At 68.2% G+C, this 15,481-nt stretch carries 14 protein-coding genes; 6 read left to right on the top strand and 8 right to left on the bottom strand.

The annotated features are described in order from the left end of the window. The first annotated feature begins 28 nt into the window (after positions 1-28). The 3 genes from ACZ6O0_RS12475 to ACZ6O0_RS12465 are packed head-to-tail and all read left to right on the top strand — an operon-like array spanning position 29 to position 3,425. Positions 29-244 (top strand): heavy-metal-associated domain-containing protein, encoded by a 216-nt coding sequence (locus tag ACZ6O0_RS12475; protein ID WP_465764942.1) that lies wholly within the window; start codon positions 29-31, stop codon positions 242-244. Then, complete coding sequence (locus tag ACZ6O0_RS12470) at positions 241-1,209, top strand: hypothetical protein (RefSeq protein WP_465764941.1); 969 nt, start codon at positions 241-243, stop codon at positions 1,207-1,209. Before ACZ6O0_RS12475 ends, ACZ6O0_RS12470 begins: the two co-directional genes overlap by 4 nt. Then, complete coding sequence (locus ACZ6O0_RS12465) at positions 1,206-3,425, top strand: heavy metal translocating P-type ATPase (protein WP_465764940.1); 2,220 nt, start codon at positions 1,206-1,208, stop codon at positions 3,423-3,425. Before ACZ6O0_RS12470 ends, ACZ6O0_RS12465 begins: the two co-directional genes overlap by 4 nt. Here ACZ6O0_RS12465 and ACZ6O0_RS12460 read toward each other — a convergent pair. The 5 genes from ACZ6O0_RS12460 to ACZ6O0_RS12440 all read right to left on the bottom strand — a co-directional run bounded on the left by ACZ6O0_RS12460 (position 3,418) and on the right by ACZ6O0_RS12440 (position 9,382). Continuing rightward, positions 3,418-4,959: a glycoside hydrolase family 13 protein gene (locus ACZ6O0_RS12460; RefSeq protein ID WP_465764939.1), complete on the bottom strand. Its 1,542-nt coding sequence runs from the start codon at positions 4,957-4,959 to the stop codon at positions 3,418-3,420. The genes ACZ6O0_RS12465 and ACZ6O0_RS12460 overlap by 8 nt on opposite strands. 8 nt (positions 4,960-4,967) lie before the next feature. Then, positions 4,968-5,837, bottom strand: coding sequence for a carbohydrate ABC transporter permease (locus ACZ6O0_RS12455; RefSeq protein WP_465764938.1), 870 nt, complete (start codon positions 5,835-5,837; stop codon positions 4,968-4,970). Beyond that, positions 5,834-6,787 carry a carbohydrate ABC transporter permease gene (locus tag ACZ6O0_RS12450; RefSeq protein WP_465764937.1) on the bottom strand — a complete coding sequence of 318 codons (954 nt, stop codon included), beginning with the start codon at positions 6,785-6,787 and terminating at the stop codon, positions 5,834-5,836. The genes ACZ6O0_RS12455 and ACZ6O0_RS12450 overlap by 4 nt, the downstream gene beginning before the upstream one ends. Next, positions 6,788-8,158, bottom strand: a complete 1,371-nt coding sequence (locus ACZ6O0_RS12445; RefSeq protein ID WP_465764936.1) for an ABC transporter substrate-binding protein — start codon at positions 8,156-8,158, stop codon at positions 6,788-6,790. A 231-nt stretch (positions 8,159-8,389) separates the two neighbouring features. Beyond that, complete coding sequence (locus tag ACZ6O0_RS12440) at positions 8,390-9,382, bottom strand: LacI family DNA-binding transcriptional regulator (RefSeq protein WP_465764935.1); 993 nt, start codon at positions 9,380-9,382, stop codon at positions 8,390-8,392. 108 nt (positions 9,383-9,490) lie between these two features. Between ACZ6O0_RS12440 and ACZ6O0_RS12435 the strand changes: the two genes are divergently transcribed. From ACZ6O0_RS12435 to ACZ6O0_RS12425, 3 genes are read left to right on the top strand one after another with little or no spacing between them, the layout of a single operon-like run. Next, positions 9,491-10,717: a DUF4032 domain-containing protein gene (locus tag ACZ6O0_RS12435; RefSeq protein WP_465764934.1), complete on the top strand. Its 1,227-nt coding sequence runs from the start codon at positions 9,491-9,493 to the stop codon at positions 10,715-10,717. A 52-nt stretch (positions 10,718-10,769) separates the two neighbouring features. Next, the gene (locus tag ACZ6O0_RS12430; RefSeq protein WP_465764933.1) at positions 10,770-11,264 is read left to right on the top strand and encodes a SigE family RNA polymerase sigma factor; all 495 of its coding nucleotides are present in this window, start codon (positions 10,770-10,772) and stop codon (positions 11,262-11,264) included. Position 11,265: 1 nt separating this feature from the next. Then, on the top strand, positions 11,266-12,306 hold the full coding sequence (locus ACZ6O0_RS12425; protein WP_465764932.1) for a hypothetical protein: 1,041 nt from the start codon (positions 11,266-11,268) through the stop codon (positions 12,304-12,306). A 1-nt stretch (position 12,307) separates the two neighbouring features. On the opposite strand, the gene ACZ6O0_RS12420 is transcribed toward ACZ6O0_RS12425, so the two are convergent. Genes ACZ6O0_RS12420 through ACZ6O0_RS12410 form a run of 3 tightly spaced genes read right to left on the bottom strand, consistent with a single transcriptional unit; the run spans position 12,308 to position 15,473 of the window. Beyond that, positions 12,308-13,129 (bottom strand): carbohydrate ABC transporter permease, encoded by an 822-nt coding sequence (locus ACZ6O0_RS12420; protein WP_465764931.1) that lies wholly within the window; start codon positions 13,127-13,129, stop codon positions 12,308-12,310. Further along, entirely contained in the window at positions 13,126-14,109 is a 984-nt protein-coding gene (locus ACZ6O0_RS12415; protein WP_465764930.1) for a carbohydrate ABC transporter permease, read from the bottom strand. The genes ACZ6O0_RS12420 and ACZ6O0_RS12415 overlap by 4 nt, the downstream gene beginning before the upstream one ends. Continuing rightward, positions 14,106-15,473: an extracellular solute-binding protein gene (locus tag ACZ6O0_RS12410; RefSeq protein WP_465764929.1), complete on the bottom strand. Its 1,368-nt coding sequence runs from the start codon at positions 15,471-15,473 to the stop codon at positions 14,106-14,108. Before ACZ6O0_RS12410 ends, ACZ6O0_RS12415 begins: the two co-directional genes overlap by 4 nt. Between the last annotated feature and the right edge of the window lie 8 nt (positions 15,474-15,481).

The raw sequence follows: 15,481 nt of genomic DNA, 5'->3' as shown, positions 1-15,481 counted from the left end.
AAGGCGGCGTGTTCTTCAGGAGCCCGATATGAACACCACTTACTCCGTCGCCGGCATGACCTGCGGTCACTGCACCGCCGCCGTCACCGAGGAGCTGAGCAAGCTCCCCGGCGTGCAGCAGGTCAGCATCGACCTGAACGCCGGCGGCACCTCCGCGGTGCACGTGACGAGTGAGTCCGCTCTCGACGAGGCCGCCGTCCGCGAGGCCGTCGACGAGGCGGGCTACGAACTGGCCGCGTCATGAGCCGGGCCGCCGCGTTCCGGCTCGGTGCGTTCGCCGGTGCGCTCGCGCTCGCCTTCGGGGCGGCGTTCGCGATCGGCTCCGCCGTCGATCCGATCGCGGCGGCCGGCACCGCCACCGCCCCTGCGCATGGAGAGGAGATGGGCTCGATGGATCACGCCGCCGCCGGGCAGCTCCCCGGGCTGGCCGTCTCCGACGCCGGCTACACGTTCTCGCCCGCAACGACGTTCTTCACGTCCGGCGGCAAGACCCAGCTGCGCTTCACGATCCACGGACCCGACGGCAAGCCGGTCACGCAGTACACGAAGACCCATGAGAAGGACCTGCACCTGATCGTGGTCCGGCGTGACCTGTCCGGCTTCCACCACGTGCATCCGACGATGGACGCGACCGGGACGTGGAGCATCCCGTTCACCTTCACCGCGGGCGGGACCTGGCGGCTGTACGCCGACTTCCAGCCGGCCGGCCTGGACCGCAACCTCACGCTCGGCACCGACGTGAACGTCTCGGGCCTCTACATCCCGGTCCCCCTGGCCGAGCCGGCGAGCAGCTACAGCGCCGACGGGTACGACGTCACGCTCCAAGGCGCCCCGGCCGCGGGAAAGGAATCCGAGCTGACCTTCCGGGTCAGCCGCGGCGGCAAACCGGTCACCGACCTGCAGCCCTACCTCGGCGCCTTCGGGCACCTGGTCTCGCTGCGCGGCGGCGACCTCGCCTACCTGCACAACCACCCCGCCCAGCACGCGGAGCCCGGGATGAAGGGCGGCCCGGCGATCACCTTCGGGACCACCTTCCCCACCGCGGGGACGTACAGCCTGTTCCTGGACTTCCAGCACGCGGGTGCGGTGCACACCGCCGAGTTCACCGTCCAGGTGAGCACCGACGGGACCGCGATCGTCCCGCCGACCGCAGTTCCCATGCCCAGTGAGACGACACCCCACGGCCACGGAGAGGAGACCCACGAATGAGCGAGTCCGTCGAGCTCATCATCGGTGGTATGACGTGCGCCTCGTGTGCCGCCCGCGTGGAGAAGAAGCTCAACCGGATGGACGGCGTCACGGCCACCGTCAACTACGCCACCGAGAAGGCGAAGGTGACCTACCCCGCCGGCGTCAGCACCGACGACCTCGTGGCCACGGTTGAGAAGACCGGCTACACCGCCACCCTGCCGGCACCTGTTGTTGCCGAGGACAACGGCAGTGAACCCGACGAGCTGAAGCCGCTGCGGGAGCGGCTGATCGCGAGCATCGTGCTGACCGTGCCGGTGGTCGCGTTCGGGATGATCCCGGCGCTGCAGTTCGACTTCTGGCAGTGGGCGTCGCTGACGCTCGCCTTCCCGGTGGTGACGTGGGCGGCCTGGCCGTTCCACAAGGCCGCCTGGACGAACCTGCGGCACGGGGCCACGACGATGGACACCCTGATCTCGCTGGGCGTGGTCAGCTCGTTCCTGTGGTCGCTGTACGCGTTGTTCCTCGGTAGCGCGGGTGAGCCCGGGATGAAGATGCCGTTCACGCTGATCCCGTCCCGCGGCACCGGCGCCGAGGAGATCTATCTCGAGGTCGCGACCGCCGTGACCACGTTCATCCTGGCCGGGCGCTACTTCGAGGCCCGCGCCAAGCGCCGGTCCGGGGCCGCGTTGCACGCTCTGCTGGAGCTGGGCGCGAAGGACGTCGCCGTACTGCGGAACGGGTCGGAGACCCGGATCCCGGCGGACCAGCTGGTCGTGGGTGACGAGTTCGTGGTCCGGCCGGGCGAGAAGGTCGCGACCGACGGAGTGATCGTGACCGGCAGCAGCGCGGTCGACGCGTCGATGCTGACCGGCGAGTCCGTGCCGGTCGAGGTCGGTCCGGGCGACGCGGTCGTCGGTGCGACGGTGAACGCCGGAGGGCGGCTGGTCGTCCGGGCGACCCGGGTCGGCGCGGACACGCAGCTGGCACAGATGGCCCGGCTGGTCGAGGACGCGCAGAACGGCAAGGCCGAGGTGCAGCGGCTCGCGGACAAGGTGTCCGGCTTCTTCGTGCCGATCGTGATCGGGCTGGCTCTGGCCACGCTCGGCTTCTGGCTCGGGAACGGCTCACCGGTCGAGGTCGCGTTCACCGCGGCAGTCGCCGTACTGATCATTGCTTGCCCTTGTGCACTCGGGCTGGCCACGCCGACCGCGCTGATGGTCGGGACCGGTCGGGGTGCTCAGCTGGGCATCCTGATCAAGGGGCCGGAGGTGCTCGAGTCAACGCGCCGGGTCGACACCGTCGTACTCGACAAGACGGGCACCGTGACCACGGGCCGGATGGAGCTGGTCGACGTACTGCTGGCTCCGGGGCAGGAGCGTGCCGACGTGCTGCGGTTGGCCGGGGCGCTGGAGCACTCCAGTGAGCACCCGATCGCGCAGGCCATCGCTCGCGGCGCCGCATCCGAGGTCGGCACGCTCCCCGAGGTCGAGGACTTCGGGAACGTCGAAGGCCTTGGTGTGCAGGGCATCGTCGACGGTCACGCCGTACTGGTCGGGCGGACGCGGCTGCTGGAGGAGTGGAGCCAGCACCTGCCGGACGACCTCGCGCATGCGAAGGAGCACGCCGAGGCCGAGGGCAGCACGGCGGTCGCCGTCGGCTGGGACGGGATGGCACGGGCGGTGCTGGTGGTCGCGGACACGGTCAAACCCACGTCCTCGCAGGCGATCGCCCAGTTGAAGGCGCTCGGTCTGCGACCGGTCCTGCTGACCGGTGACAACGAGGCGGTGGCGTCGAAGGTGGCCGCCGAGGTCGGCATCGACGAGGTGATCGCCGAGGTTCTGCCGGCCGGCAAGGTCGACGCGGTGAAGAAGCTGCAGGACGAGGGCCGTGTGGTCGCGATGGTCGGTGACGGCGTCAACGACGCGGCCGCCCTCGCCCAGGCCGACCTCGGCCTGAGCATGGGCACCGGCACCGACGTGGCGATCGAGGCCAGCGACCTCACCCTGGTCCGCGGCGACCTCCGGGCCACGGCCGATGCCATCCGGCTGTCCCGCCGTACGCTGCGAACCATCAAGGGCAACCTCTTCTGGGCCTTCGCCTACAACGTGGCCGCCCTGCCGCTGGCCGCGGCCGGCCTGCTCAACCCGATGCTCGCCGGGGCTGCGATGGCGTTCAGCTCGGTCTTCGTCGTCTCGAACAGTCTGCGGTTGCGGCGGTTCCGTCCGCTCACCTGATCCACGCGGTGCTGTCACTGGCCAGCTTCCCGTCGTCCAACGGGATGCTGGCCAGCAGCAGTTCCTGGTGCGGCGGGAGGTCGATCGGCTCGGAGGTCAGGTTCGTGACCGAGATCAGGCTCTCGCGACTGAACGCGAGCACTCCGGGCTGTGTGTCGAGCCAGGTGAGCGTTCCGTCACCCAGGTACCGGCGGCGCAGGTGGAGTCCGGTGCGGTAGAGCGTGAGCATCGAGTTCTGGTCGTCCTGCTGGGACTCCGCGGTGAGGTTCTTCCAGTCGGCCGGCTGCGGCAACCAGGGCATGCCGGTGCCGAACCCGAACGGCGGCTCCTTGCCGGACCACGGTAGGGGCACCCGGCAACCATCGCGGCCACGGTCGGTGCCACCGGAGCGGGTGAAGATCGGGTCCTGGAGCAGCTCGTCGGGGAGATCCTCGACTTCCGGGAGGCCGAGCTCCTCGCCCTGGTAGACGTACAGGCCGCCGGGCAGTGCCATCGCGAGCAGGGCCGCGGCGCGGGCGCGCCGTTCGCCGAGGACGAGGTCGGTCCGCATGCCGTGCTTGCGATCCTGGTGCGAGAACGACGTGTCCGGCCGGCCGTACTTCGTCACCGGGCGGGTGACGTCGTGGTTCGACAGCACCCAGGTCGGTGGCGCGCCGATCGGGACGTGGGTCGTCAGCGTCAGGTCGATCGAGGCCTTCAGTTCGCCGGCCTCCCACGGGCGGGACAGGAAGTCGAAGTTGAACGCGGTCTGCATCTCGTCGGGCCGCAGGTACAGGGCGAACCGTTCCTGGTCCGGCATCCACATCTCGCCGACCAGGAACCGGCCGGCGTACTCGTCGGTGATCCGCCGCCAGCCCCGGTACACGTCGTGCACCTCGTCATGGTCGGTGTACGACTCCTCGACGCTGTCCAGGTCCTTGAACAGGACGGCGGCACTGTCGATCCGGATCCCGTCGACGCCGCGGTCCAGCCAGAACCGCAGGATCGCGTGGAACTCCTCGACCACCTCGGGGTTGCGCCAGTTGAAGTCCGGCTGCTCGGGCGCGAACAGGTGCAGGTACCACTCGCCGTCCTCGACCTGCGTCCAGGCGGGACCGTTGAAGATCGACTGCCAGTCGTTCGGCGGCCGGTCGTCCCTGCCCTGCTGGAAGAGGAAGCGATCGCGCTCGGGTGATCCGGGGCCGGCCCGGAGTGCCTCGACGAACCAGTCCTGCTGGTCGGAGCCGTGGTTGGGCACGATGTCGATGATCGTGCGGATGTTGAGTGCGTGCGCCTCCGCGATGTACGCCTCGGCCTCGGCCAGGGTGCCGAACGCCGGGTCGATCGCGCGGTAGTCGGCGACGTCGTACCCGCCGTCGGCCATCGGGGACGGGTACCACGGGTTCAGCCAGATCGCGTCCACGCCGAGGTCGGCCAGGTACGGCAACTTCTCGCGAAGCCCGGCCAGATCGCCGATCCCGTCCCCGTTGCCGTCGGCGAAACTCCGCAGGTACACCTGGTAGATCGCGGCTCCACGCCACCACTCGTCCGCCATCATTCTCCTTAACCCTTGAGGCTTCCGGCCGTGAGACCGGCCATGATGCTGCGCTGGAACACGAAGAACACCAGGATCGTCGGCAGGCTCGCGATCACCAGGGAGGCGATCAGCACGTTCTGCGGCATCTGCGCGGACAGCGACGCGATGCCGACGCTGATCGACATCTTGTCCGTCTCCGGCAGCACCAGCAGCGGCCAGACGAAGTCCTTCCACACCGTCACCACGGACAGGATCGACACCACGCCGAGGATCGGCCGCGACACCGGCAGGACGATCGACCAGAGGATCCTGCCTGGCGAGGCCCCGTCGATCTCGGCCGCCTCCAGCAGCTCTCGCGGGATCGAGTCGAAGAACCGCTTGAGCAGGAAGACGAAGAACCCGTTCGCCGCCGCCGGCAACCAGATCGCCCACGGGGTGTTCAGCAGGTCGAGGTGGAAGATCGGCAGATCCTTCGCGACCAGGTACGTCGGCAGCAGCAGGACCATCGGCGGGATCATCAGCGTCGCCAGCATCGCGCCGAGGATCAGCTTGCCGAAGAACGGGCGGAGCTTGGACAACGCGTACGCCGCGGTCACGTCGACGGCGAGGGTGAACAGCCACGCGCCACCGGCGTACAGGGCCGTGTTCTTCAGGAAGACGCCCAGCTGTAGTTGCTCCCAGGCTTCTTTGTAGACGCCGAAGTCGTAGTCCTTCGGGAAGAAGCTCGGCGGGATCTGGGCCAGCTCGTCGGGTGACTTCAGGGCGCCGGTCACCATCCAGTACAGCGGGAACACGAAGGCTGCCGTGAATCCGATGACCACGAGGATCAGCGTCGTCCAGTAGATCAGCCGGCCCATCGGAGTCCGGAGCGCGAGTGGTGAGACGAGTGTTCTCATCGGGCGTCCTCCTCACGCGAGACGCGCAGGTAGATCGTCGAGAACACCAGCAGCACGATCATCAGCATCAGGCCGAGTGCGCTGCCTCCGCCGAAGTCGCCGAAGTTGAAGGCGTACTGGTACATCAGGTAGGCGACCGTGACGGTCGCGTTCTCCGGGCCGCCGCCGGTCAGCAGGTACGGCTCGATGAACACCTGCATGGTCGCGACGACCTGCAGGAGCAGCATCACCAGCAGGATCAGCTTGGTCTGCGGGATCGTCACGTGCCAGACCCTCTTCAGCAGGCCCGCTCCGTCGAGCTCGGCGGACTCGTACAGGTCACCGGGGATGCTCTGGAGTGCCGCGAGGTAGATCAGCGTGCCGGTGCCGAGGTTCATCCAGGTCGACACGAGCACGAGGCTGACGAGCGCCGTACTCGTGGAGTCCAGCCAGCTCAGCGGCGGAAGGTGGAAGACGTCGAGCACCTGGTTGAACAGGCCCGCGCCCGGGTCGTAGAACCACTTGAACAACAGCACGGCGACCGCCGGCGGGAGCATCACCGGCAGGTAGACGACAAACCGCAGGTACGCCTTCGCGTGCCTGAGCTCATTGAGTACGACGGCCAGCACGAACGGCACCGCGTACCCGATCACCAGCGCCAGCCCGCTGAACACGGCCGTGTTCAACCACGCCGACCTGAACGCCGGATCCTCGATCACCGTCCGGAAGTTCTCGAACCCGACCCACGTCCCCGGATCCACGAAGTTGTTCTGCTGAAAACTCAGCACCACTTCCCGAACCATCGGATACCAGGAGAACAACGCGAAACAGATCAACGCCCCACACAAGAACCCGTAGGCGGTGAGGTTCCGCCCCACCGCCCGCCGCAGCGCGCCGTGGCCGTCTGGTGATTGCGGATCCGTCGTCCCCACGGTGCGGGGACGACGGACCTGCTCCTCGGTCACCGTCATTTAGGTGTTCTTCGCCAGGATCTTGTTGGCCTTGCCCTCTGCGTCGCTGAGGAGTTTGTCGATGTCGGCGTCCTTGCGGGTGAGGACCGCGGACATCGCGACGTCGAGGACGGCGTACAGCTCCTGCGCCTTCGGGGGTTCGAGCTTGTTGGTGATGGTGGACTGGGCGGCGACGTACGGCGCGAAGTGGTCCACCGGCACCGTGGCGTACTGCTTGCGCAGGGCAACGATCTCCTGGCCCGGCGCGGAGTCGCCGTACAGGTCCGGGATCGGCAGCCCGACCGGCCGGCCCTGCTCCTTGGACCGCGCGTAGTTGAACTGCCCCTCACCCGGCGTCAGCTCGTGGAACTCCAGCCAGAGCAGACCCGCCTTGATCTTCTCCGGCGTCGCCTTCGGGTTGAACATGTAGCCGTCGCCGCCACTCAGCGACGCCTTCCCCTCCGACTCCGGTACGGCGGTCACGCCGTAGTCGTCGAACTTGCCCTGGAAGTCGTTGTTCACCGACTGCACCACATCCGGCGCGCCGATCATCATCCCGAGCTTGCCGGAACCCATCATCCGCATCAGGTCCTCCCACTGGAGGAGCTGCTTGCTGCCCATCGAGTTGTCGTCCCAGCGCATCTTCTTCAGGTTCTCCAGCACCGCTTTACCCTCGGGGCTGTTGAACGCCGCGGTCTTGCCGTCGTCGCTGACCATCGAGCCACCGCGGGCGTACAGCGACGCCGCGAAGTGCCAGCCGCCGGTGTTGCCGGCCGAGTACTCGCCATAGCCGACGTACCCCGGGCCGAGCGCCGCGATCTTCTTCGCCGCCTCCTGCACCTCGGACCAGGTCTTCGGCGGGCTGTCCGGGTTCAGGCCGGCCTGGGTGAACAGCTTGCGGTTGTAGACCAGGCCCATGTTGTAGTTGTTCCGCGGCAGGCCGTACGTCTTGTCGCCGTCCTTGAACACGCCCATCACGTCGGCGCGCACGTCCTTGACCGCCTTGACGGTGCCGACGTACTGGCTGATGTCCGCGGCCTGCTTGGCTTTGATGATCTTCTGGACGTCGGTGTAGTAGACGTAGAAGACGTCCTCCTGGGTACCGCCGGCCAGCTTCGCCTGGAAGGTGTCCGGGTTGATGCAGGGGAACGCGTCCTTGCTCTGGATGGTGATGTTCGGGTGCAGCTTCTGGAAAGCCGCCACGTCCGCATCCCAGGCCGTGCGTTCCTTCGGGTTGCTCTTCGGCGGCTGGCAGCCGACCGTGATCGTCACCGGCCCGTCGGCCGAGCCCTCGGCGGCCGGTTTCTGCTCCTCCCCCGATCCACAGGACGCGGCCACCAGCCCGAGTCCTACCGCCAACACCAGGCTGAGCCCGCGGCGCGTTGTCCTCATCGATCCACCCTCTCCCTCGATCTTGCGCACACCGTAGGCAACTCGACACAGGGGCGCAATAGTTGGATCTGAGATTGCAAAATCGTGACTTTGGATGGGAAGGTCCTCGTACGCACGGCAGCCAACAGCGAACCGCCGACCGGCGGACCGGTCGGCGGCTGTGGATCGAGAGGGGTGAGTGGGTGCGCGGCGTGGACCGGGTCCAGTGGACGGGGGCCAGTGGGACCCGGTCTAGATGCGGGCGCGGGCGGTGGAGGCGCGGACCACCAGCTCAGGCTCGAAGAGGAGCTCGTCGGCGGGGACGGCGGCGCGCTCGATCAGTGCGACCAGCATGTCCACGGCGGCCCGGCCCATCGCGTCGATGGGCTGGCGGACGGTGGTCAGCGGCGGGTCGGTGCAGTTCATCATCGCGGAGTCGTCGTACCCGATCACCGAGACCTCGTCGGGGACGGTCAGGCCGGCCCGGCGGACCGCGCGGATGGCGCCGAGCGCGAGGATGTCGCTGGCGCAGACGATGCCGGTGACGCCCTTGTTGACCAGCCGGGTCGCGGCCGCGTGCCCGCCCTCGAGCGAGAACATCGTGTGCTCGACCAGGTCCGGATCCGCCTCCTCCGAGGCGAGGAACGCGTCCAGCTTCCGCCGCGACGGGATGTGGTCGCGCGGCCCGAGCACCATCCCGATCCGGCGGTGGCCGAGCGCGCGCAGATGCCCGATCGCCATCTCGGCGGCGACGACATCGTCCGACGACACCTGCGGAAAACCGAGGTGGTCGACGGCCGCGTTGACCAGCACGGTCGGCAGCTTCCGCTCCTGGATCAGCTCGTAGTGCTGGTGTGGCGCGTCGGCCTGCGCGTAGAACCCGCCGGCGAACACCACCCCGGACACCTGCTGCTGCAGGAGCAGGTCGACGTAGTCGGCCTCGGACACCCCGCCGACCGTCCGGGTGCAGAGCAAGGACGTGAAACCTTGCTGCGCCAGCGCGCCGCCGACGACCTCGGCGAACGCGGGGAAGATCGGGTTCTGCAACTCCGGCAGCACCAGCCCGACCAGCCGGGCGCGATCACCGCGCAGCTGCGTGGGACGCTCGTACCCGAGCACGTCGAGCGCGGTCAGCACCGCCTCGCGGGTCGCCTCGGACACCCCGGGCTTGCCGTTCAGCACCCGGCTGACCGTGGCCTCACTGACCCCGACCTTCTTGGCCACCTCAGCAAGTCGTCGCGTCATGACGCAAACTCTACGCCTGTTCACGCAAGTTCTTGCAAGCACTTGCGTCCGGGGTTCGGAGTCCGGATCCGCTGCCTGAGAGGTCAGCTTGCTGACAGACTGGGGTCCGTGCCCCGATTCGTCGCCACCCGCCCGGACACCGGTCTGCTGTCGCTTCCGTGGGATGTGCCGCTGGAGGACTGGCCCGAGGACCAGCTGGTCGCGCTGCCGCGCGGTATCTCGCGGCACGTGGTCCGGTTCGTCCGGGTCAACGGCACCGTGTACGCGATCAAGGAGGTGCTCGAGCATCTCGCCATGCACGAGTACCGGCTGCTGCGCGACCTGGAGCGGCTGGAGTCGCCCTCGGTCGAGCCGGTCGGCGTGATCACCGACCGGGTGGATCGCAACGGCGAGCCGATCGACTCGATCCTGATCACCAAGCACCTGCAGTTCTCGCTGCCGTACCGCGCACTGTTCTCCAGCACGCTCCGGCCGGACACGGTCAACCGGCTGATCGACGCCCTGGTCGCGCTGATCGTGCGGCTGCATCTGCTCGGGTTCTTCTGGGGCGACTGCTCGCTGTCCAACACCTTGTTCCGCCGGGATGCCGGCGCCTTCGCGGCGTACCTGGTCGATGCCGAGACCGGCGAGCTGCACCAGGACATCTCCGACGGGCAGCGCGCGCACGACCTCTACACCGCGGAGATCAACCTGTTCGGCGAGCTGCTCGACCTGCAGGAAGGCGGCCTGCTCGACCCGGACATCGACCCGCAGGAGACCGTCCAGTCCATCAACGACCGGTACGACGCCCTGTGGGCCGAGCTGACCGCGCCCGAGGAGTTCGCCACCGACGAGATGCACCGGCTGGACTCGCGGATCCGGCGGCTGAACGAGCTCGGCTTCGACGTCGCCGAGATCGACATCATCACCGACTGGGACGGCAGCCAGGTCCGGATCCAGCCGAAGGTCGTGGACGCCGGGCACCACTCCCGCCGGCTGCTCCGGCTGACCGGCCTGGACGTCGAGGAGAACCAGGCCCGCCGGCTGCTCAACGACCTGGACTCGTTCGCCGCCGCCACCGACCAGCAGAACGAGGACGAGGAGATCGTCGCCCACCAGTGGCTGACCGAGGTCTTCGAACCCGTCGTCCGCACGGTCCCGCGCGACCTGAAGCGCAAGCTCGAGCCGGCCGAGGTGTTCCACGAGGTGCTCGAGCACCGCTGGTTCCTGTCCGAGCAGGCCGGCCACGAGATCGACACGATGGAGGCCGCGCGGTCGTACGTCGAGGACGTGCTGAGAGAGAAGCCGGACGAGAAGCTCGCCCTCCCGACGCCGGCGATTCCCGAGGCCGACTGAGGTTTGCAACGTCCGGCCTCCCGCCAGCGTGGATAAGGGTGGGAGGTACCGGATGGAGACGCCCGACTTCGACGAGTGGGTCGCGCAACGGGGCGCCGCGTTGTTGCGGTTCGCCTATCTGCTGACGCGTGACCACACGCGCGCCGAGGAGGCCGTGCAGGACGCGCTGATGGCCGCGTACCCACGGTGGACCCGGATCTGTCGCGCTCACGATCCCGAGGCGTACGTCCGCCGGTCGATCGTGAACGCCGACATCTCCCGCTGGCGCAGGTTCTTCCGCCGGGAGACACCGACCGCGGATCCCGCCGAACCGCCCTCCGGCCCGGATCACGCCGAGAGGCAGGCGGAGCACGACGCGGTCTGGACGCTGTGCGCGACGTTGCCGACCAAGCAGCGGGCCGCCGTTGTCCTCCGCTACTACGAGGACCTGCCCGACGCCGAGATCGCCGTGATCCTCGACTGCTCTCCCGCCACCGTCCGCTCGCAGATCCACCGGGCGCTGGCCACCCTGCGCACGACGTTGACCACGGCCGAGGAGGCCACCTGACATGGACGCAACCGAGGACCTGATCGCGGCGAGCCTGTCGAAGCACGCGGCCGACGCACCATCGGACGAACACCTGCTGTCCACCGTCCACCATCGCCTGCACCGCCGCCGGGTCGGCCGCGCCGTCGGAGCCGTCGTACTGGCCTGCGCCGCGGTCGCGACCGCGATCACCGCAACCCACTCCCTCACCACCGAGCTCCGGACCGACCCGCCGGTCGCTCGCCCGGGCGCACCCGATCCTGGCTGGCGCTGGGAGTCGTACAAGACCGCGCAAGTCCAGGTCCCCGCGTCCTGGACGCAGTACATCTCCGGCGCGGCACCCTGTACGACGTTCGCCAACACGGCCCTCCCCACGATCGGACGGTTCAACGACTGGCTCGGGAAGTACGGCCACACGTGTGAGGACGCCGTACTCCCGCTGGATCGACGAGCGCCGTACGTCTGGTTCAACGACGTCCAGGCCCCCGGGATCAAGCAGTACGACGCGGGCTGGACCGAGGAGACCCGTCTCGTCGCCGGCACGAAGATCAGCGTGCTGACCAAGGACGACGCGCTCCGCCGCCGCATCCTCGACTCGGCGCTCCCGATCACCGGCACCGACTACTACGGCTGCTCACCGACGGACGCCGGCCCGCACGGCACGGGCCTGAACTCGAAGGACCGGATCACCTCGGCCAACATCTGTGAGTACTGGCACGGCTCGCTGATCGCCGGCTCCCAGCTCGCCGCCCAGTCCGCCACCGCGTTCGCGCAGCGAGTCAACTCCTCACCGGAAGGTCCGCCACCAGCCCGCGCCGAGGGCTGCGGCAACACCGACCAGCGCACGTTCGTCGTCACGCTGCACGGCCGCGACAAGTCCTACCCAGTCTGGATCACTGCCGACTACTGCGCCGAAGACCACTCCTTCCCCACCGACGACGGCACCACCCAACGCCGCGCCGACGCCGCCACCCTCGGCCTCATCCAGCAGGGCGTCCACCACCCCAACCAACCCAGCGACCTCTTCGACCCAGTGCGCCCCCTCACTCCATCACCCCGCTGACTCATTTGATGCCGGAGGTGGAGAAGCCGCTGACGAAGCGGCGTTGCATGAACATGAAGAGGACGAGGACGGGGAGGACGTACATCACGGCGCCGGCGGCGACGAGGTTGTTCATGGGGAGGCCTTTGTCGTTGACGTAGCCGGTGGCCATGGCGACGGCGAGGGTGGTGCTGTCCTGGCTGAGGAACATGGCCGGGCCGACGAAGTCGCCCCACGCGCCGGTGAAGGAGAGGATCACGCTGGCCGCGATCACCGGCCAGGACTGCGGCAGGAAGATCCGCCAGAAGATCCCGACGTACCCGCAGCCGTCGATGATCGCGGCCTCCTCCATCTCCCGCGGGATGCCGGCGAAGAACTGCCGGAACAGGAAGATCAGGAACGCGCTGCCGCCGAGCCCCCACGCCACCCACGGCCAGTACGTGTTGACCATGTGCAGCTTCGCGAAGATCAGGTACGTCGGAACGAGCGTGACGATCCCCGGCAGCATCATCGTGGCCAGCAGCACGACGAACAACTGCTTCTTCCCGGGCGCGGTCAACCGCGCGAACCCGAACCCGACCCAGGCCGAGCTCAGCGTGGTCAGCGTCGTGGTGATGAATGCGATGGTCAGCGAGTTCCGCGTCGCGCCGAGGAAGTTCACCTGGCTGATCGCGTCGGTGAAGTTCGCGAACCGCGGCGCGGACGGCCACCAGGTCGGCGGGAACGACGCCATCTCGGCCGGCGACTTCAGCGAGGTCGACACCAGCCAGAGGATCGGGCTGAGCATCACCAGGACGACGGCCAGCAGCACGATGTACAGCGCCCAGCGGTTCGTCCGGGTCATCGCTTGCCCTCCGGCTCGACGGTGTAGAAGACGGTCCGCGCGCTGACCTTGATGATCACCAGCGTGACGAGCAGGATCACCGCGAACAGCAGCCACAACATCGCCGAGGCGTACCCGAAGCGGGAGGCACTGAAGTACTGCGCGAACACGTGAATCATGTAGAGATAGTTGCCCTGTGGAACCGTGCCGGCCCCACTCAGCGACCCGGACGACAGCAGCAGCGGCGCGAACGACTGCAGCGACCCGATCACCCCGGTGATCACCTGGAACAGGATCACCGGTGACAGCAACGGCACGGTGATCCGGCTGAACGACTGCCAGTACGACGCTCCGTCCACCTGGGCCGCCTCCAGCAACTCCCGCGGAATGTCCTGCAACCCGGCGAGCGAGATGATCATCGCCCCGCCGCACCCCCACAACACCAGCGCGTACAGGACGTACCGCACGTTCGGATCCACCAGCCACGTGATCGGATTCGCCCCGAGCCCACTCAGTACGCCGTTCGCCGCGCCGGCGTCCCGGTCGAAGATCAGCCGGAACGTCAGCGCCGCCCCGACCGGCGGGACCACGGCCGGCAGGTAGATCAGCGCCCGGAACAGCCCTCGCCCTTTGATCGGCTGGTTCAGAATCACCGCCAGCAGGAGCCCGGCGAAGATCGAGAGCGGCACCGTCACCAGTGCGAACAGTCCGGTCTTGCCCAGCGAGCTCAGCGTCAGCGGGTCGTGGAAGATGTCCACGTAGTTCTGGAAGCCGACGAAGTGGGTCCGCGGCGACAGCCCGTCGGAGTCGGTCAGGCTGAGCCAGAACGCGTAGCCCAGCGGGAACACGGTCAGCGCGACGAACCCGATGATCCACGGCGCGACGAACAGGTAGAACGTCCGCGCCTTGCGCAGACTCGGCGGCTTGTTCCGGCCCCCGTCCGCGCGAACCACAGGGGCTTCGGCGGCGGGACGTCGTACCTCGGTCAGTGCCGAGCTCACCGCAACCGCTTCTTTCCATCGGTGAGTTGGGCGTTGATCTGGGTGTTCACGGTGTCGGCGAACTGGGCCGGCGACATCGTCCCCTTGATTGCCTTGGGCAACTCCCGGCCGATCACGCCGTCGATCGCGTCCAACCGCACGTACGGCGTGAACGTCATGACCGAGAAGTACTTCTGCTCGGCCATCTGGACCTGGTACGCCTCCTTTTGGAACGGCTGGGTCTGTGGCATCAGCTTCTGCAGCGACTTCAACGGCGGGATGCCCCATCCGCCCGCCGCCCGCGCCTTGGCGGGGTCGCCGGCCAGGAACCACTCCATCACCGCCCAGGCGGCGTCCTTGTTCTTGCCGGCCTTCGGCATCCACAGGCCGGTCGCGCCGTAGCAGGGGCTGATCCGCGCCCCGGTGCCGAACTGTGGCGCCGGCAACAGGTGGGCGAGTTTCGCGTTCTTCGGATCGGTGCCGAACAGGCCGCCGAACCAGTAGCCATCGGTCGCGACCGCCATCCGACCTGCCTGGAATGTCGGGCCGTCCCACCCGTTCGGATCGGGGTTGAGCACGGTCGGGCCGATCCCGGCCTTGGCATAGTCGAGATACCAGGTGATCGCGCGCAGGGCTTCCGGACTGGTCAGGTCGACCGAGGCGAGGTCGTCGGCGAGCACCTTTCCACCAGCCGACGCAGTCATCCCACAGAGCGTGATGAACACGCTCAGACCGTTCGCGTTCAGGCCATAGGCACTGACCTTGGCACCCTGCCGCTTCGTCAGACGTTTGCCGAGGTCGAGCAGTTCGTCGAACGACAGCGGCTCGGCCGAGGTCGGATGCGGCACCTTCGCGGCGTCGAACAGCGCCGAGTTGTACCAGAGCATCGCGTCCTGCGAGTAGTCCTTCGCGAACCCGTACCGCGGGCCCGAGCCCTGCTTCTGCCCGTCGAACCGCCACAGGTCGTTCACCGGGTCGATGTCGTCGGCCTTGATCAGCGTGCTCTTTGCGAAGTACGGATCGAGGTCCTCGGCGACCTCCCGGGCGGCGAGGTACGCCGTGTCCGTCGCACCCATGCCCCGGACGACATCGGGCGGGTTGCCGCTGGCCAGCATCGCGGTCAGCTTGGTCAGGTCGTACTCGACCGTCTTCACGGTGATGCCGAGCGCCTGTCCGGCCGCCTTCGCTTCCTTCGGGCCGAACTCGCCCGACTGCGACATCACGGTCACCGAGCCCTTGGCGGCCGAGCCCGAGACCGAGGCCACGGCGGCCGGGGTGTTGGTGGAGGACGCGGGCGAGCAACCGACCGCGAGCGCACCGCCGGCGGCCGCGCCGCTCAGCGCCAGGAATCGGCGGCGGGAGAGCCCTAGGTTCGTAGTGGTCATGGCCAACC

This window comes from Kribbella sp. NPDC048837, assembly GCF_055586945.1.
This window is presented reverse-complemented; position numbering and strand designations above follow the sequence as displayed.

Coding starts and splice junctions, on each gene's coding strand:
- ACZ6O0_RS12425 (WP_465764932.1), top strand. CDS start 11,266: ATGGACGCAACCGAGGACCTGATCGCGGCGAGCCTGTCGAAGCACGCG.
- ACZ6O0_RS12410 (WP_465764929.1), bottom strand. CDS start 15,473: ATGACCACTACGAACCTAGGGCTCTCCCGCCGCCGATTCCTGGCGCTG.
- ACZ6O0_RS12460 (WP_465764939.1), bottom strand. CDS start 4,959: ATGGCGGACGAGTGGTGGCGTGGAGCCGCGATCTACCAGGTGTACCTG.
- ACZ6O0_RS12475 (WP_465764942.1), top strand. CDS start 29: ATGAACACCACTTACTCCGTCGCCGGCATGACCTGCGGTCACTGCACC.
- ACZ6O0_RS12420 (WP_465764931.1), bottom strand. CDS start 13,129: ATGACCCGGACGAACCGCTGGGCGCTGTACATCGTGCTGCTGGCCGTC.
- ACZ6O0_RS12430 (WP_465764933.1), top strand. CDS start 10,770: ATGGAGACGCCCGACTTCGACGAGTGGGTCGCGCAACGGGGCGCCGCG.
- ACZ6O0_RS12465 (WP_465764940.1), top strand. CDS start 1,206: ATGAGCGAGTCCGTCGAGCTCATCATCGGTGGTATGACGTGCGCCTCG.
- ACZ6O0_RS12440 (WP_465764935.1), bottom strand. CDS start 9,382: ATGACGCGACGACTTGCTGAGGTGGCCAAGAAGGTCGGGGTCAGTGAG.
- ACZ6O0_RS12470 (WP_465764941.1), top strand. CDS start 241: ATGAGCCGGGCCGCCGCGTTCCGGCTCGGTGCGTTCGCCGGTGCGCTC.
- ACZ6O0_RS12445 (WP_465764936.1), bottom strand. CDS start 8,158: ATGAGGACAACGCGCCGCGGGCTCAGCCTGGTGTTGGCGGTAGGACTC.
- ACZ6O0_RS12450 (WP_465764937.1), bottom strand. CDS start 6,787: ATGACGGTGACCGAGGAGCAGGTCCGTCGTCCCCGCACCGTGGGGACG.
- ACZ6O0_RS12455 (WP_465764938.1), bottom strand. CDS start 5,837: ATGAGAACACTCGTCTCACCACTCGCGCTCCGGACTCCGATGGGCCGG.